The 22,199-nt window shown below is 69.5% G+C and carries 24 protein-coding genes and 1 tRNA gene; 17 read left to right on the plus strand and 8 right to left on the minus strand.

The genetic code is table 11. The features are described from left to right. Nucleotides 1-99 precede the first annotated feature (99 nt). Genes FIP57_RS22390 through FIP57_RS22400 form a run of 3 tightly spaced genes read left to right on the plus strand, consistent with a single transcriptional unit; the run spans nucleotide 100 to nucleotide 3,222 of the window. Nucleotides 100-1,407 (plus strand): UDP-glucose dehydrogenase family protein, encoded by a 1,308-nt coding sequence (locus FIP57_RS22390; protein WP_238993681.1) that lies wholly within the window; start codon nucleotides 100-102, stop codon nucleotides 1,405-1,407. Next, entirely contained in the window at nucleotides 1,404-2,363 is a 960-nt protein-coding gene (locus FIP57_RS22395; protein ID WP_148576007.1) for a glycosyltransferase, read from the plus strand. Before FIP57_RS22390 ends, FIP57_RS22395 begins: the two co-directional genes overlap by 4 nt. Nucleotide 2,364: 1 nt before the next feature. Beyond that, nucleotides 2,365-3,222: a glycosyltransferase family 2 protein gene (locus FIP57_RS22400; RefSeq protein ID WP_238993682.1), complete on the plus strand. Its 858-nt coding sequence runs from the start codon at nucleotides 2,365-2,367 to the stop codon at nucleotides 3,220-3,222. Here FIP57_RS22400 and FIP57_RS22405 read toward each other — a convergent pair. The 3 genes from FIP57_RS22405 to FIP57_RS22415 all read right to left on the minus strand — a co-directional run bounded on the left by FIP57_RS22405 (nucleotide 3,219) and on the right by FIP57_RS22415 (nucleotide 5,793). Next, the gene (locus FIP57_RS22405; protein WP_238993683.1) at nucleotides 3,219-4,658 is read right to left on the minus strand and encodes an aldehyde dehydrogenase family protein; all 1,440 of its coding nucleotides are present in this window, start codon (nucleotides 4,656-4,658) and stop codon (nucleotides 3,219-3,221) included. The two genes, FIP57_RS22400 and FIP57_RS22405, sit on opposite strands and share 4 nt — an antisense overlap. Nucleotides 4,659-4,735: 77 nt before the next feature. After that, on the minus strand, nucleotides 4,736-4,969 hold the full coding sequence (locus tag FIP57_RS22410; RefSeq protein WP_148576010.1) for a superinfection immunity protein: 234 nt from the start codon (nucleotides 4,967-4,969) through the stop codon (nucleotides 4,736-4,738). Nucleotides 4,970-5,031: 62 nt separating this feature from the next. Then, entirely contained in the window at nucleotides 5,032-5,793 is a 762-nt protein-coding gene (locus FIP57_RS22415; protein ID WP_148576012.1) for a PIG-L deacetylase family protein, read from the minus strand. 83 nt (nucleotides 5,794-5,876) lie between these two features. On the opposite strand from FIP57_RS22415, the gene FIP57_RS22420 reads away from it, so the two are divergent. Both FIP57_RS22420 and FIP57_RS22425 read left to right on the plus strand, forming a co-directional pair. Beyond that, nucleotides 5,877-7,259: a magnesium chelatase ATPase subunit I gene (locus FIP57_RS22420; RefSeq protein WP_148576014.1), complete on the plus strand. Its 1,383-nt coding sequence runs from the start codon at nucleotides 5,877-5,879 to the stop codon at nucleotides 7,257-7,259. Nucleotides 7,260-7,261: 2 nt separating this feature from the next. Next, a complete protein-coding gene (locus tag FIP57_RS22425; RefSeq protein WP_148576016.1) occupies nucleotides 7,262-9,220 on the plus strand; it encodes a vWA domain-containing protein in 1,959 nt (652 codons plus the stop codon). 75 nt (nucleotides 9,221-9,295) lie between these two features. Here the strand turns inward: FIP57_RS22425 and FIP57_RS22430 are convergent, their stop codons facing one another. The 3 genes from FIP57_RS22430 to FIP57_RS22440 all read right to left on the minus strand — a co-directional run bounded on the left by FIP57_RS22430 (nucleotide 9,296) and on the right by FIP57_RS22440 (nucleotide 11,345). Then, the gene (locus FIP57_RS22430) at nucleotides 9,296-9,847 is read right to left on the minus strand and encodes a hypothetical protein (protein WP_148576018.1); all 552 of its coding nucleotides are present in this window, start codon (nucleotides 9,845-9,847) and stop codon (nucleotides 9,296-9,298) included. A 107-nt stretch (nucleotides 9,848-9,954) separates the two neighbouring features. Continuing rightward, nucleotides 9,955-10,788 carry an aldo/keto reductase gene (locus FIP57_RS22435; RefSeq protein ID WP_148576021.1) on the minus strand — a complete coding sequence of 278 codons (834 nt, stop codon included), beginning with the start codon at nucleotides 10,786-10,788 and terminating at the stop codon, nucleotides 9,955-9,957. A gap of 350 nt (nucleotides 10,789-11,138) precedes the next feature. Continuing rightward, nucleotides 11,139-11,345 carry a hypothetical protein gene (locus tag FIP57_RS22440; protein ID WP_148576023.1) on the minus strand — a complete coding sequence of 69 codons (207 nt, stop codon included), beginning with the start codon at nucleotides 11,343-11,345 and terminating at the stop codon, nucleotides 11,139-11,141. 83 nt (nucleotides 11,346-11,428) lie between these two features. Between FIP57_RS22440 and FIP57_RS22445 the strand changes: the two genes are divergently transcribed. From FIP57_RS22445 to FIP57_RS22465, 5 genes are all read left to right on the plus strand, one after another. Continuing rightward, the gene (locus tag FIP57_RS22445; RefSeq protein ID WP_148576025.1) at nucleotides 11,429-11,734 is read left to right on the plus strand and encodes a hypothetical protein; all 306 of its coding nucleotides are present in this window, start codon (nucleotides 11,429-11,431) and stop codon (nucleotides 11,732-11,734) included. Nucleotides 11,735-11,736: 2 nt separating this feature from the next. After that, nucleotides 11,737-12,051 (plus strand): hypothetical protein, encoded by a 315-nt coding sequence (locus FIP57_RS22450; RefSeq protein WP_148576028.1) that lies wholly within the window; start codon nucleotides 11,737-11,739, stop codon nucleotides 12,049-12,051. Between the two features lie 514 nt (nucleotides 12,052-12,565). Continuing rightward, the gene (locus FIP57_RS23835) at nucleotides 12,566-12,745 is read left to right on the plus strand and encodes a hypothetical protein (protein ID WP_203231419.1); all 180 of its coding nucleotides are present in this window, start codon (nucleotides 12,566-12,568) and stop codon (nucleotides 12,743-12,745) included. Between the two features lie 7 nt (nucleotides 12,746-12,752). Continuing rightward, nucleotides 12,753-13,454 (plus strand): hypothetical protein, encoded by a 702-nt coding sequence (locus FIP57_RS22460; protein WP_148576030.1) that lies wholly within the window; start codon nucleotides 12,753-12,755, stop codon nucleotides 13,452-13,454. A 609-nt stretch (nucleotides 13,455-14,063) separates the two neighbouring features. Continuing rightward, entirely contained in the window at nucleotides 14,064-14,831 is a 768-nt protein-coding gene (locus FIP57_RS22465) for a hypothetical protein (RefSeq protein WP_148576032.1), read from the plus strand. 131 nt (nucleotides 14,832-14,962) lie between these two features. Here the strand turns inward: FIP57_RS22465 and FIP57_RS22470 are convergent, their stop codons facing one another. Continuing rightward, entirely contained in the window at nucleotides 14,963-15,619 is a 657-nt protein-coding gene (locus tag FIP57_RS22470; RefSeq protein ID WP_148576035.1) for a hypothetical protein, read from the minus strand. A 931-nt stretch (nucleotides 15,620-16,550) separates the two neighbouring features. Here FIP57_RS22470 and FIP57_RS22475 point away from each other — a divergent pair. From FIP57_RS22475 to FIP57_RS22505, 7 genes are all read left to right on the plus strand, one after another. Continuing rightward, entirely contained in the window at nucleotides 16,551-16,937 is a 387-nt protein-coding gene (locus FIP57_RS22475) for a hypothetical protein (RefSeq protein ID WP_148576036.1), read from the plus strand. Nucleotides 16,938-17,007: 70 nt separating this feature from the next. Further along, the gene (locus tag FIP57_RS22480; RefSeq protein ID WP_162529938.1) at nucleotides 17,008-18,549 is read left to right on the plus strand and encodes a signal peptidase I; all 1,542 of its coding nucleotides are present in this window, start codon (nucleotides 17,008-17,010) and stop codon (nucleotides 18,547-18,549) included. Nucleotides 18,550-18,969: 420 nt separating this feature from the next. Further along, a complete protein-coding gene (locus tag FIP57_RS22485; RefSeq protein WP_148576040.1) occupies nucleotides 18,970-19,458 on the plus strand; it encodes a hypothetical protein in 489 nt (162 codons plus the stop codon). After that, nucleotides 19,455-19,823 (plus strand): hypothetical protein, encoded by a 369-nt coding sequence (locus tag FIP57_RS22490; RefSeq protein ID WP_148576042.1) that lies wholly within the window; start codon nucleotides 19,455-19,457, stop codon nucleotides 19,821-19,823. Before FIP57_RS22485 ends, FIP57_RS22490 begins: the two co-directional genes overlap by 4 nt. 114 nt (nucleotides 19,824-19,937) lie before the next feature. After that, nucleotides 19,938-20,354, plus strand: a complete 417-nt coding sequence (locus tag FIP57_RS24590; RefSeq protein WP_420846726.1) for a tyrosine-type recombinase/integrase — start codon at nucleotides 19,938-19,940, stop codon at nucleotides 20,352-20,354. 4 nt (nucleotides 20,355-20,358) lie between these two features. Next, nucleotides 20,359-20,432: transfer RNA gene (locus FIP57_RS22500), tRNA-Ile, on the plus strand. Next, a complete protein-coding gene (locus FIP57_RS22505) occupies nucleotides 20,401-21,417 on the plus strand; it encodes a tyrosine-type recombinase/integrase (RefSeq protein ID WP_203231420.1) in 1,017 nt (338 codons plus the stop codon). The genes FIP57_RS22500 and FIP57_RS22505 overlap by 32 nt, the downstream gene beginning before the upstream one ends. A gap of 431 nt (nucleotides 21,418-21,848) precedes the next feature. Here FIP57_RS22505 and FIP57_RS23460 read toward each other — a convergent pair whose 3' ends face one another. After that, nucleotides 21,849-22,121 carry a hypothetical protein gene (locus tag FIP57_RS23460; protein WP_162529939.1) on the minus strand — a complete coding sequence of 91 codons (273 nt, stop codon included), beginning with the start codon at nucleotides 22,119-22,121 and terminating at the stop codon, nucleotides 21,849-21,851. Nucleotides 22,122-22,199 lie beyond the last annotated feature (78 nt).

The following is a 22,199-nucleotide window of genomic DNA, read 5'->3' on the forward strand; positions in this document are numbered from 1 at the left end:
ACGCTTCGAAACGCATGAGGGAAGTGGCTCTCCGAATGTCAAGAGGAAGTCGGATTTGGTGCCAGCGAAGTGGGTACCCGCTGACCTGTGCGCGTTTCCGTGATCGGCACCGGATACCTCGGCGCAACCCATGCAGCCTGTCTGGCATCGCTGGGTCACTCCGTGATCGGAGTCGACACCAGCGAGGACCGGGTCGACGTGCTCCGCACCGGCCGCGCTCCCTTCCACGAACCGGGGCTCGACGCGCTGTTGCTCGATGGCGTCGAGGAAGGCCGGCTCACCTTCTCCACCACGCTGGAAGCCGCCACGGACGCCGACGTCCATTTCCTCTGCGTGGGAACCCCACAACGGGCGGACAGCCAGGCCGCTGACCTCACCGCTCTCGAGTCGGTGGTCGACGCGCTGGCCCCGCTGCTCACGCCGCACAGCCTTGTCGTGGGCAAGTCCACGGTGCCGGTCGGAACCGCCACCCGACTCGGTGCCCGGCTCAGGGAGCGCGCACCGGCGGGGCGCCATGTGGGCATCGCCTGGAACCCTGAGTTCCTTCGTGAGGGACATGCGGTGGAGGACTCCCTACGGCCGGACCGCCTGGTGTTCGGGGTCGAGGACGACGCGGCTGACCAGCTGCTGCGTGACGTCTACGCGGCGATCCTCAATGCCGGCGTCCCGGTCATCCGCACCGATCTGGCGACCGCCGAGCTGGCGAAGGTATCGGCCAACGTCATGCTGGCGACCCGGATCTCTCTCGTGAACCTCCTTGCGGAGGTCTGCGAGCAGGCCGCCGCCGATGTCGCCGACCTCACCACGATCCTCGGCCTGGACACCCGCATCGGGGACCGCTTCCTCGGTCCCGGGATCGGCTTCGGCGGCGGATGCCTGCCCAAGGACACCCGCGCTTTCGTCGCGCGTGCCGAGGAGCTCGGCCTCGAGGAGCCCGCCGGTCTGCTGCGGCAGGTCGATGCGGTGAACACACGGCAACGGACCCGCACCGTCGAGCTCGCCCTCAGGCTGCTGTCGGGCGACGCCGCCGGTAGGAGGATCGCTGTGTTGGGGGCAGCGTTCAAGGCCGGCTCGGACGACGTCCGCGACTCCCCGGCGCTCGACATCGCGGGGCGGCTGAGCCGCGCGGGCGCCGACGTCCACGTCTACGACCCGGAGGCCGGCCACCGGGTTCGGCGGGAACACCGCGATCTGGCCGTCGACGTGTCGGTGGAGGACGCCTGCCGGGGCGCGGAACTGGTCATGGTGCTCACCGACTGGGAGGAGTTCCGGGGGCTCGACCCGGTGGCGCTGACCGACGTCGTCGAGGTGCCGCGCGTCGTGGACGGCCGGCTTGCGCTCGACCCGGACAAGTGGCGCGCCGCGGGATGGTTGTTCCGCGCGCTGGGCAGGGGAGACGGCGGGTGAGAGTGCTGCTGTGGCACGTGCACGGTTCCTGGACGACCTCGTTCGTGCAGGGCGATCACGACTACCTGCTCCCCGTCACGCCGGACCGCGGGCCCGCCGGGCTGGGCCGGGCCCTGACCTGGGACTGGCCGTCATCGGTTGTCGAGGTGCCTGTCGACCGGCTTGCGGAGGCCCAGTTCGACGTCGTGGTGCTGCAGCGGCCGCACGAGGCCGTGCTTTGTGAGCGGTGGACGGGACGGCGCCCGGGCCGCGACGTTCCGGCGGTGTACGTCGAGCACAACACCCCTGGCGGTGACGTGCCGTACTCCCGCCATCCGATGGCCGACCAGCGCGAGGTGCCGATCATCCACGTCACCCACTTCAACCGGCTCTTCTGGGACTGCGGCAGCGCCCCCACCGACGTCGTCGAACACGGGATCGTCGACCCGGGCCATCGCTACACCGGCGAGCTGCCCCACGCTGCCGTGGCCATCAACGATCCCGTGCGCAGGGGACGGGCCGTCGGCACCGACCTGCTTCCGGTCCTCGCAGAGGCGCTTCCGGTCGACGCCTTCGGGATGCGCGTCAACCAGCTCGACCTCGACGGCGTCACGCCGTTCGAGGACCTCCCGCAGGAGCGGATGCACGCCGAGCTGGCCCGCCGGCGGGTCTACATCCACACCGCCCGATGGACGTCGTTGGGGCTGTCGCTGCTCGAGGCGATGCACCTCGGGATGCCGGTGGTCGCGCTCGACGTCACGGAGGCGGCCCGAGCCGTGCCACCCGGTGCCGGGGTGCTCACCAACAGTCCCGAGCAGCTGGTCGCGGCGGTGCGCCGCTTCGTCGCTGATCCCGAGGAGGCCCGTGCCGTCGGAGCGACGGCCCGTGAAGCGGCCCTCGCGTCGTACGGGCTCAAGCGGTTCCTCGCCGACTGGGACGAGCGGTTGCTTGCCGCAGCGGCTAGGTCGCTCGGCTGACGTGGCCGCCGACCGACGCGTCGACCCGAGCGCCCACCGGATCACGGTGGTCGTCATGACGCGTGACCGGTGGCCCGACCTCGAGCAGACCCTGCCACGCCACGCGGCGCCGGTCATCCTGGTGGACAACGGGTCGGCCGACGGCACCCCCGAATTGGTCCGGCGCCACTTCCCGCACGTCGACGTCATCGAGCTCGGCACGAATCGCGGCTCGGTCGCCCGCAACGTCGGCGTGGAGCGCGCGACCACACCGTACGTTGCATTTGCGGACGACGACTCGTGGTGGGCGCCAGGGTGCCTGGAGCAGGCCGTGGCGATCCTCGACCGGCACCCGCGGCTGGCGGTGCTGGCCGCCCGGATCCTCGTCGGACCCGATGAGCGCGAGGACCCCGTCTGCGCGTTGATGGCGGATTCGCCGCTGGCCCGGGAGCCCGACCTGCCCGGCCCCTCGGTGCTGGGGTTCTTGGCCTGCGGTGCGGCGGTCCGGCGGGACGCGTACCTGGACGCGGGAGGGTTCGACGACGTGGTCTTCTTCATGGGTGAGGAGGAGCGGCTGGCACTCGACCTCGCCGCCATGGGGTGGGGGCTGGCCTACGACGCCGACGTGGTCGCCCATCACCATCCCTCACCCGCTCGGCAGCCGGAGGCGCAACGCGCACGCGCCGCTCGCAACCGGCTGCTGACCACGGTGATGCGCCGCCCATGGCCCGTCGTCGCCCGTGAGGTCGTGCACGACCTGGGCGCCGGCCGTGCCGGCCGACTGGCGGTTCGCCAGGCGTTGCCGGCCCTGCCCCGCGCCCTCCGGCGCCGGCGCCGGCTGCCCGCGCACGTCGAGGCCGCGCGCAGGTCCCTGGACTAGCCCCTGCGCGGCAGCCCGAGATGGACGACCTTCGTGGTGGTCATCTCGTCGAGCAGCTCGGGGCCGTAGCCGAAGCCGGTGCCGCTCGCACCGCGCGGCTGCGCCGCCCCACCCGGTGCCCCGCCGAAGGCGGCGTTGATCTTCACGGTGCCGACCGGGAGCTCGCGCCACGCCCGCTGCGCGTGCTCCATGTCGGTGGTGAGCACCACGGCGGCCAACCCGTAGCGACCGGCCGCGGCCGCCGCCAGGGCGGCGTCGAAGTCGTGGACGATCGTGACCGGGGCGACCGGACCGAAGGTCTCCTCGTCGACGACCGCCATGCCGGACCGACAGCCGCTCAGCACGGTGGCCGGGTAGAAGGTGCCCGGCCCCTCGGGCACCTGGCCCCCGGCGAGCAGCTCGGCGCCGGCGGCGACGGCGTCGCAGACCTGCTGGTGGACGGTGCTGCGCATCCGCTCGTCGACGAGCGGGCCGAGCTCGGTCGCCGGCGCGGTGCCCGGGCCGATGACCCGCTCCCGGGCCCGACGGACGAGCGCGGCCAGGAACTGCTCGGCGACCTCCTCGACGACGTAGATCCGCTCGACCGACGTGCAGATCTGCCCGGCGTTGGCGAAGGAGCCGAGGGCCGCCTGCTCGGCCGCCCACTCCGGGTCCACCCCCGCATCGACCACCATCGGGTCGTTGCCGCCGTTCTCGAGCAGCAGCTTGGCGCCGGTGCGGGCGGCGGCCGCGGCGATCGCGCGGCCGGTGGCCGTGGAGCCGACGTGGGCGACGACGTCGACGTGCTCCGACGAGGCGAGCGCGGCGCCCGTCGTACCGTCGCCGACGACGACCTCGAGCACCCCGGCGGGGAGCTCCGCAGCCACCAGCCGGGCGAGCTCGAGGCCGGTGGCGGGGGTGCGCTCCGACGGCTTGAGGACGACCGTGTTACCGGTGACGAGCGCCGCTCCGAGCAGCCCGCACGGCACGGCGACCGGGTCGTTCCAGGGGGTGATGGCGGCGACGACGCCACGAGGGCCGTGCACCATCAGGTCGGTGGCGTCCCAGGAACCTTGGAGCGACCGGCCGCGGTGCAGCGGTCCCAGCTCGGCGTACTGCCGAAGCGCTCCGACGCCGGCGTCGACTCCGCCGCGGGCGTCCGCGAGCGGCTTGCCCATCTCGCGCGTCGTCAGGAGGGCGAGGTCGTCGGCAGCAGCGGCCACGCGGTCGGCGGCCGCGGCGACCATCGCGGCGCGCTCGGCCGGCGCCGTCCGGGCCCACCCGGGCGCCGCGCGCACCGCGGCCTCCACCGCGGCGCGTACCTCGTCCTCACCCGCCACCTCGTGCTCGCCGACCAGGCTGCCGTCGGCGGGGTCCAGGACACGGACCAGTTTCGGGTTCGCGTTGGTTGTCGTGGGTTCCTCGGTGGGCATGCTGGTGAGGTCTGTCAGGGGCACGTGAGCCTCCGGGCATCGTTGGGACGCGGTGCGCCCTGCTGTCGTACCAGACGATGAGCGTCTTCGCGGGCGCGCGATCAGTAGCGGTAGATCGGCTTGTGGGCGCTGAAGGACATGACGAGCGCGACGATCCACAGGACCACCGTCCAGCCGCCCAGCAGGTTGATCCAGAAGATCGTCCAGTGGTTCGACTTGCCGCGAAGGGCGGCGACCGCCCACGGCAGCATGTAACCGCCGGTCAGGAGGGCCACGACGACGGCGACGAAGGCGCTGACCGGGCGATCGCGCTGGTCGGTCAGGTAGCTGGTCATGCGTGCAGCGTACGTCGGGCGTGGCGGCCCGCGCGGCGAGGCGGTCGCCTGACGAGGCGAGGTCAGAGCTCGTCCTCGTCGCCGCCTCCCCAGCGCAGCGAGTAGACCTCGAACGGTGCGGCGTAGGTGACGCCCATCCGGGCACCGACCGGGCGGCTGAACCCCTCGAGCATCTCCTCCTCGTCAAAGTCCTCCCACCCGAGCCCGTCGATGTAGGCGCGGTGGGCGCGCAGCGACTCGACGCCGACCTGAAAGGTGTCGGTGGTGTCGACCGCGTGGCGCGCGTCGGGGGAGCCGGCCGCCCACACCGCGCGTACGCCGTCCCAGCGGTCGAGCCCGTCGGTGAGCTGCTCGGGGAAGATCCACCGGTTCGCGGCGTCGCGCACCCCGTCGAGCACTGCGCGGCCGACGGCGATGTGGTCGGCCTGGTTGAGAGCTCCCGGCCCGAAGGTGTCGCGGAAGTTGCCCGTGATGACGACGTCCGGCCGGTGACGTCGTACGGCGAGCGCGACGGCCGCCCTCAGCGGCAGGCCGTACTCCACCGTGCCGTCGGGGAACCCGAGGAACTCGACCTCGGAGACGCCCACGATCCGCGCCGACTCGACCTGCTCGCGCTCGCGCACGACGCGGCACTCGTCGGGGGCGAGGCCGTCGATCCCGGCCTCGCCGCTGGTGACCATGACGTAGACGACGTCCTTGCCCTGACCGGTCCACCGCGCGACGGCAGCGGCGGCGCCGAACTCCATGTCGTCGGGGTGGGCGACGATCGCGAGCGCCTTCGACCAGTCCTCGGGCAACGCCTTGAGCGGCGGCGGCTTCTCCACGGGCACCTCCTGGTGGCTTCGGCTCTGCGGTCACCTTGCCACGGCGGCGGAGCCCCCTGGGAGCACCGACCTACAGTGAGCGCATGACGCGCGCTGCCACTCTCGGTGAGCTGCGCGAGCAGGGCTACCGCTCGCGCTCGGTGAAGGAAGAGCTCCGCGACAACCTCCTGACGGCCCTCCGGTCCGGCCGGCCGGCGTTCCCCGGGATCGTGGGGTTCGACGACACGGTCCTGCCGCAGCTCGAGGGAGCGCTGCTCGCCGGCCACGACCTCGTGCTGCTGGGGGAGCGCGGTCAGGGCAAGACCCGACTGATGCGCACCCTCGTCGCTCTCCTCGACGAGTGGCTGCCGGTGGTCGAGGGGTGCGAGATCAACGACGACCCGGCGACCCCGGTCTGCACCCGGTGCCGCCGGCTCGCCGCCGAGCTCGGCGACGCGCTGCCGGTCGCATGGCTCCACCGCGACCAGAGGTACGTCGAGAAGCTGGCCACCCCCGACACCAGCGTCGGCGACCTGGTCGGCGACGTGGACCCCATCAAGGTGGCCGAAGGCCGGACGCTGGGCGACCCCGAGACCGTGCACTACGGGCTGATCCCGCGGACCAACCGCGGCATCTTCGGGATCAACGAGCTGCCCGACCTCGCCGAGCGGATCCAGGTGGCGATGTTCAACGTGCTGGAGGAGCGCGACATCCAGGTCCGTGGCTACAGCCTGCGGCTCCCGCTCGACCTGCTCCTGGTGGCCAGCGCCAACCCCGAGGACTACACCAACCGAGGCCGGATCATCACGCCCCTCAAGGACCGGTTCGGCGCGGAGATCCGCACCCACTACCCGGTCGAGGTCGCCGAAGAGGTCGCGGTCATCGCCCAGGAGGCCGACCTCGTCGCCGAGGTCCCCGAGCACCTCCTCGAGGTCCTGGCCCGGCTGGCCCGGGGGCTGCGCGCCTCCTCGTCGGTCGACCAGCGGGCCGGTGTCTCCGCCCGCTTCGCGATCGCGGCCGCCGAGGGGGTCGCGGCGTCAGCGCTGCGCCGTGCCGCACGCACCGGTGACGAAGAGGCGGTCGCCCGGGTGTGCGACGTCCCGACGGTGATCCCCACGCTGCTCGGCAAGCTCGAGTTCGAGATGGGCGAGGAGGGGCGTGAGGTCGAGGTGGTCCACCACCTGCTCCGTGTCGCCGTGGCCGAGACCTTCCGCGAGCGGCTGGTGGGGCTGGACCTGTCCGGGTTCGCCGCCGTCTTCGCCGAGGGCGGCACGGTCGAGACCGGCGAGCTCGTCCCCGCGAGCGAGGTGCTCGGCCAGCTCGGCACCGTGGCGGGGCTCGCCAAGGTGCTCGACCGGCTCGGGTTCGCCGACGGCGCCGGCCCCGGCCACGTCGCGTCGGCCGTCGAGCTGGTGCTGGAGGGGATGCACCTGACCCGGCGGATCGACAAGGAGAGCATCGGCGGCCGGACGGTCTACGGGAGCTGACCGTGGTCGACCCGAGGTTCCGGTACGGCGCGTGGCGGGGAGGGCCCGACCCGCTCAAGCCGCCGTACGACCTGCGGAAGGTGCTCGACGAGGTCGGCGAGGACGTCCTCGCGGGCGGCTCGCTGCGCGAGGCGCTGCGTGACCTGGTGCGGCGCGGGTTCGACGGTCGCCGCGGCATCGACGCGCTGCGCCAGCGCGCCCGGCAGCTGCGCAAGGCCGCCGAGCGGCGGGGCGACCTCGGTGGCGCGCTGGACCAGGTGCGCGCGGCGCTGGACCAGGCGATGGCCGCGGAGCGGGAGACGCTGGCGGGGATGGACGGCGACGGCGCCCGGCTCGCCGAGATGGAGCTCGACACCGTGCCGGACGACCCGGCAGGGGCGATCCGGGCGCTGGACCAGTACGAGTGGCGCTCGCCCGAGGCCCGGGCGACCTTCGAGGCGGTCCGGCAGCTGCTCCAGCAGGAGGTCCTCGACGCGCAGTTCGCCGGGATGAAGCGGTTCCTCCAGGAGGGGGACCCGGAGGCCATGCAGGCGGTCAAGGACATGCTGGCCGACCTCAACGAGCTGCTCGCCGCCCACGCCCGCGGCGAGGACACCACCGACCGGTTCGCCGACTTCATGGACAAGCACGGCGACCTGTTCCCGGAGGACCCGCAGGACGTCGACGAGCTGATCGACGCGCTCGCCCGGCGCCAGGCGGCCGCCGACCGGATGATGAGCTCGCTCCGGCCCGACCAGCGACAGGAGCTGGCCCAGCTGATGAGCGAGGCGCTGGGCGACCCGGACCTCGCCTCGCAGATGGCGCAGCTCTCGGACAACCTCCGAGCGTTGCGGCCCGGGCTCGAGCGCGGCCCGGTCCGGATGCAGGGCGAGGACGAGCTCGGCTACAGCGCCGCCGTCGAGGCGGTGTCGGAGGTGGCCGATCTCGAGGCGCTCGAGCAGCAGCTCGCCCAGTCGTCGGCCGGTTCGCCGCTCGACGACGTCGACGTCGAGACCCTGGAGCGCCACCTCGGCGGGGAGGCGGCGGCCGACCTGGAGGCGCTGCGCGAGCTGGAGCGCGAGCTCGAGCGGCAGGGGTTCGTCACCTCAGGCGACGACGGGTTGCGGCTGACGCCGCGGGCGGTGCGCCGGCTCGGCGAGACGGCGCTGCGCCGGGTCTTCGACCAGATGCAGGCCGCCGGCACCGGCGACCACGACGACCGGCGGACGGGCGCGGCCGACGAGCGCACCGGCGGGAGCCGTGCCTGGCAGTTCGGCGACGACCTGCCGCTCGACGCCGTGCGCACCATCTCCAACGCCGTACGCCGGGGTGGGGTGCGGCCCGGGGGCGGGTCGGCCCCGACGCTGCTGGTCGAGGACTTCGAGGTGGTGGAGACCGAGCGGCGGACCAGCGCCGCGGTGGCGCTCCTGGTCGACCTCTCCTACTCGATGGTCCACGAGGGGCGCTGGGGCCCGATGAAGCAGACCGCCCTGGCCCTGTCCCACCTGGTGCAGACCCGGTTCCGGCAGGACGCCCTGGAGGTGATCGGGTTCAACCTCGTGGCCCGCCGGCTCGCCCCGGTGCAGCTCGCGGAGGTCGAGCCCGAGTGGGTGCAGGGCACCAATCTCCAGCACGCGCTGATGATCGCGGGTCGCCACCTGCGCCGGCACCCGGACGCCGAACCGGTGGTCATGGTCGTCACCGACGGCGAGCCGACCGCCCACCTGCTCAGCGACGGGACCCCGTTCTTCGACTGGCCGACGCGGCCGGCGACGCTGCGCGCGACCGTCGGTCAGGTCGACGAGCTGGTGCGGTGGGGCGCGACGCTGAACTTCTTCATGCTGGGCGACGACCCGGGGCTGGCCCGGTTCGTCGACGCGATCGCACGCCGGGCCGGGGGACGGACGTTCACCCCGGACATCGGGCGGCTGGGGGAGTACGTCGTGGCCGACTACCTCAGGGCCCGGCGCGGGCGGCGCTGACCCGGACATGAGGCGCGGCCGGCCTCGGGGGAGAGACCGGCTGCGCCACCGGACGGGGCGGTCCGGGGAAGGTCGTCAGCTCGGGACCTGCACCGAGCGCACGACGTGGTCACGGATGCGGCGCACGTGCTGCCGCTCGGACACCTTGCCGACGACGCGGACCTGGTTGTGCCGCACCAGCGAGACGCTGATCCAAGGCTCGGTCTCGTCGGTGCCCTCCGCCTCGAACGTGTAGACCCAGGTGGCCCGCACCTTCGAGTCGCGGTCCTTCACACGGAAGGCGAACTCCCGGTAGCTGTCGGCGTAGCGCTTCTTGAGCGCGGCGCGCTCCTTCTTCAGCTCGCCGAGCGTGTCCACCTTCGGGTCGAGGTGGATGCTGATGGTCCGGCCCGCGCCGTTCTGCTCGACGAACGCGACCGAGTGGCGGTTGAGCCGCTGCTTCTCGTATCCGGTCGGGATGTCGAGCGAGGCCCACTCGACACCGCCCTCCGGGTGCGTGGCCTCGACGTTCTTGGTCTCGTAGACGACCGCCTCGGCGTGCGCGGGGACGACGGCGGCGCCGAGCGTGAGGCCGGCGGCGACGAGGGCGATGGCAGCGACAGGGGCGTGTCCGGCAGTGCGGGGCATGGTCTCTTCTCCTGGGTCGGGGCACCGGTGGTGCCGTGCTCCGGCGAGTGCCGGACCCTCCCAAGACGCAGCCCCTGCACGGGAGGTTGCATCCTTTCTTGTCGCGTCTACGTTTCCTCGTGCGTGTCGGGATCTCCACCGAAGAGGCGGCCGTCCGGCCGACCCAGCGCGGTGATCGCGTCCACCTCGTCGGCGGTGAGGTCGAAGCCGAAGACGTCGAGGTTCGTGCGCTGCCGCTCCGGGGTGGACGACTTCGGGATCGGGATGCAGCCGAGCTGGACCTGCCAGCGGAGGATCACCTGGCCCGGGGAGACGTCGTGGGCCCGGGCCGCCTCGGCGACGGGCGGCTCGTCGAACGGCGCCTGCCGCTTCCCGAGCGGGCTCCAGGACTCGGTGAGGATGCCGAGCCCCGCGTTGACCTCGCGCATCTCGCGCTGCGGGAAGTAGGGGTGCAGCTCGAGCTGGTTCACGGCCGGCACCACACCGGTCTCGTCGACGACGCGGCGCAGGTGGGCCTCGGTGAAGTTGGAGACGCCGATGGACCTGACCAGCCCGTCGCGCTGCAGGTCGACGAGCGCCCGCCACGCCTCGGCGTACTTGCCGACGGACGGGTTGGGCCAGTGGATGAGGTGGAGGTCGAGGTAGTCGAGCCCGAGCCGCTCCAGCGACTCCCGGGTGCTGGCGACGGCGTCGTCGTACCCGTGGTGGCGGCCCGGCAGCTTGCTGGTGACGAACAGCTCCTCGCGCGGGACGCCCGACCGGCGCAGCGCCTCGCCGACCTCGCGCTCGTTGCCGTAGTTCACCGCGGTGTCGATCAGCCGGTAGCCGGCATCGATCGCGCTGACGATCGCCGCCGTGCCGTCGTCGCCGGTCAACGGGTAGGTGCCGAAGCCGATGGCGGGGATCGTGCGGCCGTCGTTGAGGGTGTGCGTCGGGATCATGGGCCCCAACGTACGTCGGTGGCCACCCGCGGCGACCCGTGACGGCGGCGCCGGCCGGGGCCGCTAGGGTCGTGCCGCACCTGGGGGCGGTAGCTCAGCCGGTCAGAGCGAAGGACTCACAGTTTCGTCAGTCCTCTCGGAAGGTCCGAGGTCGAGGTCGTGGGGCCCCTCAGTTGAGCAGAATGGTGCGGATTTCGATGCGGTCCGTTCGCGCCTGTTCCGGTGCGCCTGCGGACTATTTGCGGACTGAGGTCCCGCTGGCCGGCAAGAGGCGTTCTCGATGCACCGGAGCGGCCAAGGAGCGCCGTGCAGGGTCGTAGCCCTGAGCCCTCTGCCGGTAGGTGCTGCTCCTACTCGAGCACCTCGAGCCCCTCGAGCCCCTCGGGCCCCTCGGGAATGCGGAACAACCAGAGGACGCCGGCGGTGTGACCCTCGCGGACGTCGCCCGGGTAGACATCCCCGTACGGAAGCAGCTCGTAGTGCCGCACCCAACGCTTGGTCTTCTTCGGCTTGAGCGCACGGCGCAGGAGTCGAAACGCGTCCGGGCGACCGCGCAAGGGCGGTCTGGAGCACCGAGGCATACCGAGCCTTTGTAGCGCAGCAGGATGCCCGTGCCTCGCTGGCCAACCCTTGGGGGAGCTTGGCGGACCGGCCCAACGATCTCGGGCGGTACGAGCACAACGTCGACTGCCCCGGCGACGAGCTCGGATGGGCCTACGTCCCAAGCAGGGGTGACCGGGAGACGTGCCGAGGCTGCTTCTCCCAGGGCCTGGTCGAGCAGACACGTCGGTCCGCCTACGTAGCGGCGGCCGACGCCTTCCTGCAGTACCTGACGGACAGCTTTGAGGGGCTCCTCGCCGAGGTAGAGGTGACCGTGACCGGGCAGCGGTGCCTGCTTGTGATCGCGCACGAACTGCTGACCCAGAAGCGAGCTGGGAGACGCTGACGGTGCTCCACAAGGCCATCTCAACGCGACTCAACCTGCCCTCGGTGGTCGAGGCGATGACTTTGGCGGACGAGCTCCGCAGCGACGACGCTGGCTCGGACACGCGGCTTCGACAGCTCGTGGTGGAAGAGGGTCGCTTGGAGAAGAACGTGGCCGCTCTCGTCACGAAGGCGGAGACCGCCGACAAGAACATCCGCAGACTCACCGAGCGAGCGGCACGTTCTCGGGACGGGCACGACACGGCGAAGCATCCACTCAAGGCTCTAGCACTTTCGGCCCTCGAGCACGAGATGTTGAGGGTGGTGCCGGCACGCTGAGGAGCGGTCGGTCGGAGGTGGTCGCTCGGCTGCCTCTTGTCGAGGTTTCAGGGCTACAGCCCAGTGAAGCCCGGCTGCTCAACCTTTGAGGGCGTGCCACCTAAAGGGGTTTGAGTAAGTGAGGCGGTCTTCCGTCTCGCGCTCTTAGGCACATCCAGAGCCCTCTTGCGCAGCGCCAGCCGCAGGAGCGGCGGGAAGCGCCCCGAGCAGATCGTCGCGGTGATCCGCGATCCTCGCCCATCCTCAGAAGGAGCAGTAATGGCGGTCTCCGCTAAGTGGTACGGCAACGCCTTCAAGGCGGCGTTCAACAAGGAGGTGGACTTCAACAGCGACACCGTCAAGGTGGCGCTCTGCACGTCGTCCTACACCCCTGACCAGGACTCGCACGACTACTTCAACGATGTCACCGACGAGGTGACCGGCCCTGGCTACACGGCCGGTGGCGCCACGCTGACCTCGCCCACCCTCACCTACAACCGGGAGCACCAACACCCTCGCCCTGGACGCCGCCGACGTGTCGTGGTCGAGCTCGACCATCACGGCCCGCTACGCGGTGATCTACGTCAGCACAGGCACCAGCTCCACCAGCCCGCTGCTGTGCTACGTGGACTTCGGCCAGGACGTGTCGACCACGGACGGCACGTTCCAGATCACTTGGGCCCCCGGTGGCATCGCCACGGTGGCCATCGTCTGAGCCTTCGATGGCAGTCTTCGCGCCGACATTCGTCTGCGAGTACGAGTCCTCCGCTGGCGTCACAAGTTCCCGCGCCATAGCAGTTGCCACGACCGTCCCCGGAGAGGCGCTGGTCCTGGTAGCCGCGGCCGGAGCCGCTTCCGGCGTGTCCTTCGGGGTTTCGGACAGCAACGGCCACACCTGGACGGGGCTGACACAGGTCGACCAGTCCAGCGGCAGGCTCTATCGTTCGGCCATGATCGGGGGCTTGCGCGTCACTATCGTCGCCGCCGCATGCGTCGCCCTGACGACCAGCGGGTGCATCGCCACCGGCGAAGTGGATGGCAACGAGCCTCCGATCCGAGAGCCGGTCGAGGTGAACCCAGCGCGGGAGGCCCGTCATCGGGTGCCGAAGATCAAGATGTCTTCTCTGTGGACGTGCACCTACTCGCCCACGTACGACAACGACTGGCACAACGACGTCGTTTGCACGGACGGGACTCGAAGCGAGCGGCCCTACCTGAGGGCGTGGGACAGTTACGTGACGCCTGACGAGATCATGGAGTCCGCCAGGGAGTACGAGGCCGAGCTGAATGCGACGTACGGCGCCTTCGGGACCCCGCACCGCCGGAAGAGCAAGGGGCGAAGTGAATCGACGAGCATCCTGTGTGGACCTGAGCTTCGCGACTACCTGAAGTCTGAGGGACTGTGGGAGTCCTACTGCGGTTGACCTGTGCCCGCCCCCCCGGGGGTTCCCTTGCTCAGCAGTGGTCGCAGACGCAGGTTTTCGGGTCGGGAAGCGGGACGTCGCGCTGCTGGCCCTGTCCTGAACCGTCGTCGAGCCGCACTTGTACGGACGGCTGATCAATGCATGTCTGACTCGGGACTAAAGTCCCGACAGAGTTTGGTCGATACACCGTAAGCGGCCACTCCGCCCGCGCCACTTCCGTCGACTGATCTGGGAGGCATGCCGTTGTCAGGCCGCGGTAGCGGCGGGTCGGAAGGCCGCCTGCGTCGGTTGTTCGCGGCGCGATCCATTTGGCTCCAACGTGACGTCTTCCACATGGGAGCAGAATTGGGGTTCCTGCTAACTGCTCTGATCCTGTGGTCCTTCGGAGTATGGGCGCAGCTAGGCGGCGAGGAGCTTCGATTGAGCGAGCCGCGGCCGGCAGTCAGGGCTGATCTGGTTCAGCAGCCTGGCGGGCACCCAGCGGCCGGCCCTCAGCGGGGCACCATCGGGGGCACAATTCGGGCGGCCGGATCTCAGCGGAGGAGCACTAACGCAGAGACGGTAAGCGGCACCCTGATCGCGGTCGCCCTCATCGCCATGATGGCCCTCGTGCTCGTCGCCTACGTGCTGCACTTTCGGCGCCGCAGCGGTGCCTCGCCGGAGTCGGACGGGGTCGGCGAGCCAGCCGGTGAGGTTGCGCCCCAACAAGAGGAGGCGGGGGTCGCCTCCGGCGAGGGTGTGGCTCGCCAAGCGCAACCGGATCAGGAGCAACCGGATGAGGTAACGGATTCATCCGGGGCCGACTCCCTCGACCTTGATGCCGCAGATGGGCGGTCCGTGGAAGACCTCCGAGCTTTCGTTTCCGAGGGGAGGACCGACAGTGCGGAGCCGAAGGGCGCTGCTGACTGTACGGCCGATCCGCACGGCGTGTCGATGGCCAAGGCGGCGGCGCCGGACTTGGGGATGGACTCCACCGCGTCGATGGGCGACAACTCGATGCTCCTGTTCGATCGCCGATTGACACGCACCGTCGAATTTCGATCTTTCGCCCGGCTTCAATGGGCTCACCACGATGCCTGGTTGGACTCGGTGCACTTGAGCACAAGCGCCGTCGGGTGCATCACTCGCGACGCCGCACCGTTCGAGGGACCCGGCGTCGGAGTAGCGGTCTCGGTGACGCTGACACTCGATTACCGCCCCGTCACCTTCGGCACAGTTGTGGAGACCGTCCGCTCAGAAGGGGGCCGTACGTTCGTCCAGCTGCGCTTCGAGAGCGGCCGGTCCGAAGCGAAGGACTTCCTGCTGCAGACGATCGTGCGACAGGGCACGCCCTACAAGCCGCCGCGGCAGTATGCGCCCGGGAGAAGTGCGAACTGATCGCGCCGGGGCGATTGCCGACAGCTGCCGCAGACGCAGGGGCGTAGAACGGCGATCAGCCGGCCGGCACCAGAAGATGAGCGAGCCCCGCGCCGACTGGGAGGTGGCGCGGGGTCCCGTCCAGGGGATGGTCAGCGGTGAAGGACGCCGCAGACTGCCGGGTCGGTCGCCTCCGACGGGAGGTTCGGGTCGAGGTCGCTCTTCCCGGCGCTCTTGAAGTCGTAGGTGCCGTTGCCGTTGTAGTCGATGCCGTGAATGACGACCACGGCCTCGCCGCGGCGGATGGCCCTCGCGACGTCCTGCTTCGTGTGGGTGGAACGCTTGTAGTGGACGTGGCCCTGGGGTGCTGTTGGGAACCGGTTCACGGCCAGACCACTGGCGGGGCTGGTGTCGCCTCGTTTAGTCAAGGACACCCTGATCGGACCGTAGGCGGGCTGCCCTTCGCCAGTCTCGATGCGGAAGTCGCCGTTCTTGTCGTCCTTGCCGGCCGTGGGGCACTCGTTTCGTGCCTGCTCGCCGAAGTGGATGTGCTGAGCGTGCGGCAATCCCTTGGCCAAACCGTGGGCCTTCACCTTCACGCGGACCTTGCGGCCCTTGACGGTGGCGGAAGCCATTCCGGTCGCTCCTGAGTTGTTCAGGGAGTTCAGGTAGGCGAGGGTTCGTGTTCCCTCGTGGTGCCGGTCGTCGTCGGTCGCCGTGGCGCTGCTGGGAAGGAAGGCGACGGTCAGAGCGGCTGACGCCAGGAAGGCGCTGCCGACGAAGGTTGGGCGTGGTGCGAGTCGGTGCATGGGAACCTCCAGGTTCGCGAAGCGAGAAGGTCTCGTCTCGGATGAGGTTCGTCACAGCAGTGGCGGTGGATCGCCGCCGTTCCTCGCTGGCTAGTCATCGTCGGGTCTTGGCGTGACGAGCCCCGCGCCGACGGGGGAGACGACGCGGGGCTCTGAGACGAGTATCGGCACCCGCGCGGCCGCACTTGAGACTCGCCAGAGCCTCGGCGTCCGACTGCTTGAACCACAGAGGATGGCGACCGGATGTCATCCTCGCGGGCCTCCGGTGCTAAACAGTCTCCCCCGCCCCTCGAGACATGCGCATCAAGCCGTTTGCGTGCCGAATCCACCTGCTGTACAGACGGTGTACCACCGGCAGACCCGTGGAGGTGGCGGCGTCCGGGCGGCGCCCTGACCGCGACGCAAGCCCCGCGTGGTCGTGACCACGCGGGGCTTTGTTGTGTGTGTCGTCCCATCTCGGCGGCGCCGATCCGTCGGCTTCCAGGACCACCGGTATGAGCACGCGAGCGGTGTGACCCAAGCTCGTCGGTAGTGATCGGCATCCTGCGACGAAGCTTGAGCGCTGGTGCTGTGACGCAGCTCGCTGAGTGAAGCGCCAGTACTACTCCCAACGGTATGTCGAGAACGGCCGAGGTCTCACGAAGGCTTGCAATCCGATCTCAACTGGCCTTCGCGATCTGAGCCGGGCGAGGCGCCGAAGTCGAGACGCAGCCACGTCCGCCCCGTCGTCGCCGCCGTGAGTCGGGCGGCCTTGGCGCACGAGACGGAGGTGGCGCAGCTCACATCAAATAGTCCTTTATGGGTCTTAAGTCCCACCCTTGCGGGGCCGAAATCCCTATCGATCACTCCGATAGGTCCGCATCCGCGGACCGTTGCGCCGGTCGGGACCGAGGCGTCCCGAAGGCTCACCCGATAGAGAGGCATCCTTCTCATGCGCAAGCGTTCGAACAAGGGTTTCGCCGGCGTCCTGGCTGTCGCCGGTCTCGCCGTTGTCGCCGGAGGCACCGCGTTCACCGCCAGCAACACCGGCCTGCCCGCAACCGACACGGTCGGGTATGGCGCGACCACAGTTTCTGGAGCCGTGGTGAACTCGTTGTCCTACGACTACGACGTGCCGAAGAGCGGCATCGACAACGTCCTGCTCGTGCTGGACGGTGACACGACCGGCGCCACCGTCGAGTTCGCCTTCAACGACGCGGCGCCGACCACCTGCGGCGTCGGTACCTATGACGAGGTCGAGACCCAGACGGCGTACACCTGCGCGGCTGGGGGCTTCGCCGTCAGCGACCTGGCCAAGACCGCGGTCTTCGTCGACTGACGTCAGGGTTGGATCCGATGGACGGCCTGGCTTCGCCCGGTCGGGCCGTCCATGCTCGCTCGGAGGCCAGATGACAGCGTCCACCAAGCGAACCGCCTCGCTGGGATTCTTCCTGCTCGCGCTTCTGGCTGCCGGTTTCTTTCTGTGGCCGACCCAGCTGGGCGGTGCGACGGCCTACGTGTCCACCCACGGCACGAGCATGGAGCCCGGGTTCCGGACGGGAGACCTGGCCGTCCTCCGTCCGGTCGAGGACTACAACGCCGGCGACGTGGCGGCCTACCGCAGCGACATGTTCGACACCGTTGTCATGCACCGGATCGTCGCGGTGCAGAACGGTCGCTACACGTTGCGCGGCGACAACAACTCGTGGCTCGACCCCGAACACCCCACCCGATCCGAGTTCATCGGCAAGCTCGCTCTGCGCGTCCCGCAAGGCGGCCACTGGCTGCAGCGGATGACGGAGCCGATGTTCCTCGCTGCCTTGTTCGCTGTTGCCTTGTTGGCCGGCGGCGCTACCACGCACGCACGACACCGTCACAGGAGACGCACTATGTCCTCCCCCTCCGTGGCCCGCCGAGCAAGCTCCTCGCTCAGCCAGCTCCCAGCACGGGTCCAGGGTTCCATCGCTGCTTGCGCAGTCCTGGCGTTGGTGGGTATGAGCCTCGGCGTCGCGGCCTGGGCCAGTCCGACCACCGAGAAGGCGAGCTCAGGTGAGGACTCGGGTCAGCGGATGTCCTTCTCCTACAGCGCGACGGTGCCCCGGTCGCCGGCCTATGACGGGACGACCGTCTCCTCTCCGGACACCGTCTTCCGGAAGTTGGTCGACACCCTCCGGATCAACTACACCTACACGGGCGCTGCTCCCGCCACCATTACGCCGGTCGCGAAGCTCTCCACCGCCAGCGGATGGCACTCCACCGTGCCTCTAGGGCCGCCCGTGGACGTCGTGGACTCCGACTACACCGGGACGCTACGCCTAGACCTGGACGCTCTAGAGGCCCGGGCCGATGCTGCCGCGGCTGCGACCGGCATTCCGGCCAGCCAGACCGAGATCGCGGTCATCCCGGAGGTCACCTCCGACGGCCTTCCGACCTTCTCTCCAGCCATGAACCTCACGTTGACGCCGCTCCAGCTCTCATTGACCGGAGAGAAGACCAACCCCAGCACCACGGAAGCCACGAGCACGGCTCCGGACGCACGAAGCCTCGACGTCGCTGGTCTGCAGCTGTCAGTGGCATCGGCGCGCACCGCCTCGGTGCTCCTGGTGCTTGCAGCCCTGGCAGGCCTGGTGCTCATCGTCACGCGCGGCCGACTCCGCCGCCCGATCAGCGACAGGTCCGCCATCGACCGTCGCTATGGTCGGATGCTGGTCGAAGTTGGTCCCATGCCGACTCCAACGGGGCGGCCGGTCATCGACGTGGTCGACTTCGCGACCTTGGCTCGCCTGGCTGAACGGTATGACCTGCTGGTGCTGCATTGGCTGCGCAGTGACGTCGATACCTACGTGGTGCAGGACCAAGGTGTCACCTACCGCTACCGCTGCGGCACCGCTCCCGAACCAGATCCGTCGTCTCAGGAAGAAGCGTTCAGTCATGGCCGTCCCGCCACTTGATCGGTGCGCACGGGAAGGCTGGAAACAGCCCAGGGCTCCGTCGTCCAGTCGAAGAGCACAGCGACGAGATCGGGATCGCTGCTAGCACACTGGCAGCGGCAGCTCGTGGAGCGTGTGTCCAGGAGGAACCATCAACTAAGAGGTTGTGAATGATGAGGGGCCTTCTCTTCGCCTACTGACCCGCCACTCATCGAGGGGCTGCTCATGTCTGATTTCTGGCGCGGTCTCTCCGAGACCCCCATGAGCCTGGGTGGCGCCGTGGCGGCGCCAGCGGGACTCGTATTCGACCTTTCCACCGCACCATTCGATGACAACACGACGACCCCGGGAGGCTGATCGCCAGGCTGCTCGCCGCGGCGGCGGCATCCTGGACCCCTCGGCAACGAGGAGACCTGGACCGGCTACACCTTCGGCACGACGATGGAGGGCCTGGAGTGGCTCTACCGCGAGGGTGTCTCTGAGTCGCTGTCCACCACCGGCACGGTGCTTGGTCAGGCCACCTACGACCCCCGCAACATCGGGCACGTGCTTGACGAGGAGACCTGGGCTCAGGCGTACGAGATCGCCCAGACCCGCAGCACGGGTCAGGCGTACGCGCTCACCGGCTCCAACGCCTTCCGTGGCCTCGCTGGCGACGATGTCAACCGCCAGGTCAAGCGCACCGCCGAGTCGTGGGGTGTCGGCGGCATCATCGGCGGCACGATGGACCCGCTGGACCCGGACGCCTACAAGGAGTTCCGCGAGTCCTCGCCGATGCTGGCGAGTCTCAGGTCCGGCACCTCGGACTTGGGCGCACGCTGGTACCTGGACCCCGACATCGTCATCGGCAAGGCGGCCGGGGCCTATAGGCAGGCGTTCACTATCGCAAGCTTGACGAGGCGTCTCGAGAGAACATCATCGACAAGATGACCGGTCAGGAAGCTGACCGGCTCACCGGGCTGGTTCGTCCTCTGCGCTTCGTCATCCCGGGTGCTGCCAGCAGGGCTGGCATCCAGTCCCGCACTGACGGCTATCTCAACTTCATCGGTGGGGAGAACGTTCTCGGCCGGCGACTCAACACCGCCGAGATCTACGCCGCTTCGCCCGAACTGAGTGGCTCCTACGCAGGCCGCACCATCGCTTCGCTCCTGGAGGACGCCAGTCACCTCGGCACGGCCCCAGAGCGGATCAGGAACGCACAGAGGCGCATCCTCGCCGTCGCTGCCGGCGGTTCGGCGAACTCGCGGCATTGCGTGTGCGCTCCTTCGACATGCTGCGTCGAGAGCTTCGCGTGACAGCGACGCTGTCCGAGCTTGGTGGACGGCTTGTGGAAGGGCCACCGAAGACAGAGGGCTCCGTCCGTACGTTTCCCCGTGCCCGCGTGGCTGTTCGACGAAATGGCGCCACTGATGGGCGGCAAGGGCCCAGTGAACCGCTTGTTCACTGCCGCTGAGGGAGGGCCGCTTCGTCTCGGCAACTGGCGAGGGAGGGTCGTCGACCCAGCCGTACGACGGGCAGGCATCGCCGAGCAGAAGCCGGGGGACCTGCTCCGTCCCCACGATCTCAGGCACACGTGTGCATCACTGCACATCAAGCACGGGACTCCGCCGAAGGTCTTGTCCTCCATGCTGGGACACGCATCTGTGGCCATCACCCTGGACCGCTATGGTCACCCCTACCCGGGCGACGCGCATGAGTACGTCGACCGGCTTGGGGAGGTCGCTCTGGCAGCTCGTGCGGACTGGATGAGGACTGACGGCGCGAATGCTCCCCAGACTGTGCCCCTCGGAGGGGCCGGAAACGGCCCTGACCTGCGGAAACAGTGAACAAGGGGCGGTAGCTCAGCCGGTCAGAGCAGAGGACTCATAATCCTTGGGTCGTGGGTTCGAGCCCCACCCGCCCTACTACCTGCGGAAACGCGGGGATTCGATCCCGCACAACGGTGGCACAGAGGAGTATTCTGGCTCTGTGCCACCACGTCAACCACCCGCCGAGGGGGAACCACTCAGCGGCTTCCTCGACGACTGGGCGATCCATCTTCGAGCGCGGAACCGCTCGCGCGGCACGATCGAGTCGTACCTGACGGTGGGGCGCGCACTCTGTGCCTGGCTCGACGTCAGCGGCCGTCCGAGCGAGCACACCGCTATCACCAAGGCAACTCTCGAGCAGTACCTCGCCGAGATGCACGAGCGGGTCTCGCCCGCCACGGTCGCTAAGCACTACCGCTCCTTGCAACAACTGTTCCGGTGGCTCGTGGTCGACGGAGAACTCGACCGCTCACCGATGGAGAACATGAGCCCGCCGTCCGTCCCCGACCAACCCGTCCCGGTCCTGGACGTCGACGACCTCGGCAAGCTCCTCAAGAGCGCGGCTGGCAACACCTTCGAGAACCGCCGTGACACCGCGATCATCCGTCTCTTTCTCGACACGGGAATGCGCGCGGGTGAACTCATCGGACTCCGGGTGGACGACATCGACCGTGAACAATCAGTCGCCTTCGTCATGGGCAAGGGTGGCCGCGGTCGAGCCTGCCCCTACGGCGCCAAGACCGCCGACGCTCTGCGCCGCTACCTCCGGGAGCGATCCCGTCACCCGGCCGGCAAGCACGCCGACGCGCTCTGGATCGGAAAGAAGGGACCGATGACCGACTCGGGCGTGCGGCAGATGCTCGAGCGGCGCTGCAAGGACGCCGGTCTCGATCCCATCCACCCTCACCAGTTCAGGCACACGATGGCCCATCGCTGGCTCGCCGCCGGGGGCCAGGAAACCGACCTCATGCGACTCGCCGGTTGGCGCTCTCGCGAGATGGTCGGCCGCTACGCCGCGTCCGCCGCGGATGAGCGTGCGCGTGATGCCCACCGTCGCATGGCACTTGGGGACCAGTTGTGAACGCGGGCTGCTTCGAAACCTGCGACGAGGGGTGCCCTGGGGACTCCCCTTTGGCCGTTGCGCTCTGGAAGTCATCTCGACCCACGGTCAGCGAGGTGTGGTGCGCAGACCACAAGCACCGTCTTGCGAAGGTGTTCAGTATCGACGGCCACAGGGTCCTCTGCCTGCCCCGGCACATCTACGGCTATGGAGCGACCCCCGTTCACGCCGCTTTGGTCAATATCGACGATCCCGAGGATTTCCGGGAAGAGTGGTTGCGAAGCAAATGCGGATCCTGGTCTCTGCCTCGAGACCGACTGCTCTCGCAGCTGGAGCGACGAGTGTCGTGGATCTTGCCGCACAAGATGACGATCTTCCGAAAGTCGGGCGACGCTCCGCAATCCACCTAGAGCGCATTCGCGTCCTCTATGCACTAGTGTGAGGCACAACGGCTAGTCGGCAATGCCGCGGAACCGTGGAGATGAGCGCCACGGAGGACCTCGAAGTGAGGTTGATTCCGCATGGCCGCTCGAACCGCCGAGGATCGCTCCCTCGTTGCTCAGATCGCCGCCGCCGAGCGGTGGGGGCGAACCCACGACCGCACAGCCGCTACCGCGCCCGCGCGTGCTGGCCTCCGAGCCAAGTTCGCTCGAGAGATAGACCCAGACGGCGTCCTCGATCCAGCCGAAGTCGAGCGCCGCGTCGACCAGCTCGTGCGTGCTCACATGCTACGCATGTCCCTAGCCGCACGGACCGCGCGGCGAAAGGCTCGTGAGCTGACCGAAGCTGCAGAAGCGGCCGAG

Origin of the sequence: Nocardioides caldifontis, from assembly GCF_008087345.1 — a bacterium.
Lineage (GTDB): Bacteria > Actinomycetota > Actinomycetes > Propionibacteriales > Nocardioidaceae > Marmoricola_A > Marmoricola_A caldifontis.

What these genes read in the sequence shown, in the direction of transcription:
- FIP57_RS22410 (WP_148576010.1), bottom strand. Translation starts at nt 4,969, where the DNA reads ATGACCAGCTACCTGACCGACCAGCGCGATCGCCCGGTCAGCGCCTTC.
- FIP57_RS22420 (WP_148576014.1), top strand. Translation starts at nt 5,877, where the DNA reads ATGACGCGCGCTGCCACTCTCGGTGAGCTGCGCGAGCAGGGCTACCGC.
- FIP57_RS22430 (WP_148576018.1), bottom strand. Translation starts at nt 9,847, where the DNA reads ATGCCCCGCACTGCCGGACACGCCCCTGTCGCTGCCATCGCCCTCGTC.
- FIP57_RS22435 (WP_148576021.1), bottom strand. Translation starts at nt 10,788, where the DNA reads ATGATCCCGACGCACACCCTCAACGACGGCCGCACGATCCCCGCCATC.
- FIP57_RS22460 (WP_148576030.1), top strand. Translation starts at nt 12,753, where the DNA reads ATGGCAGTCTTCGCGCCGACATTCGTCTGCGAGTACGAGTCCTCCGCT.
- FIP57_RS22470 (WP_148576035.1), bottom strand. Translation starts at nt 15,619, where the DNA reads ATGCACCGACTCGCACCACGCCCAACCTTCGTCGGCAGCGCCTTCCTG.
- FIP57_RS22475 (WP_148576036.1), top strand. Translation starts at nt 16,551, where the DNA reads ATGCGCAAGCGTTCGAACAAGGGTTTCGCCGGCGTCCTGGCTGTCGCC.
- FIP57_RS22480 (WP_162529938.1), top strand. Translation starts at nt 17,008, where the DNA reads ATGACAGCGTCCACCAAGCGAACCGCCTCGCTGGGATTCTTCCTGCTC.
- FIP57_RS22485 (WP_148576040.1), top strand. Translation starts at nt 18,970, where the DNA reads ATGGAGGGCCTGGAGTGGCTCTACCGCGAGGGTGTCTCTGAGTCGCTG.
- FIP57_RS22490 (WP_148576042.1), top strand. Translation starts at nt 19,455, where the DNA reads ATGACCGGTCAGGAAGCTGACCGGCTCACCGGGCTGGTTCGTCCTCTG.
- FIP57_RS24590 (WP_420846726.1), top strand. Translation starts at nt 19,938, where the DNA reads ATGGGCGGCAAGGGCCCAGTGAACCGCTTGTTCACTGCCGCTGAGGGA.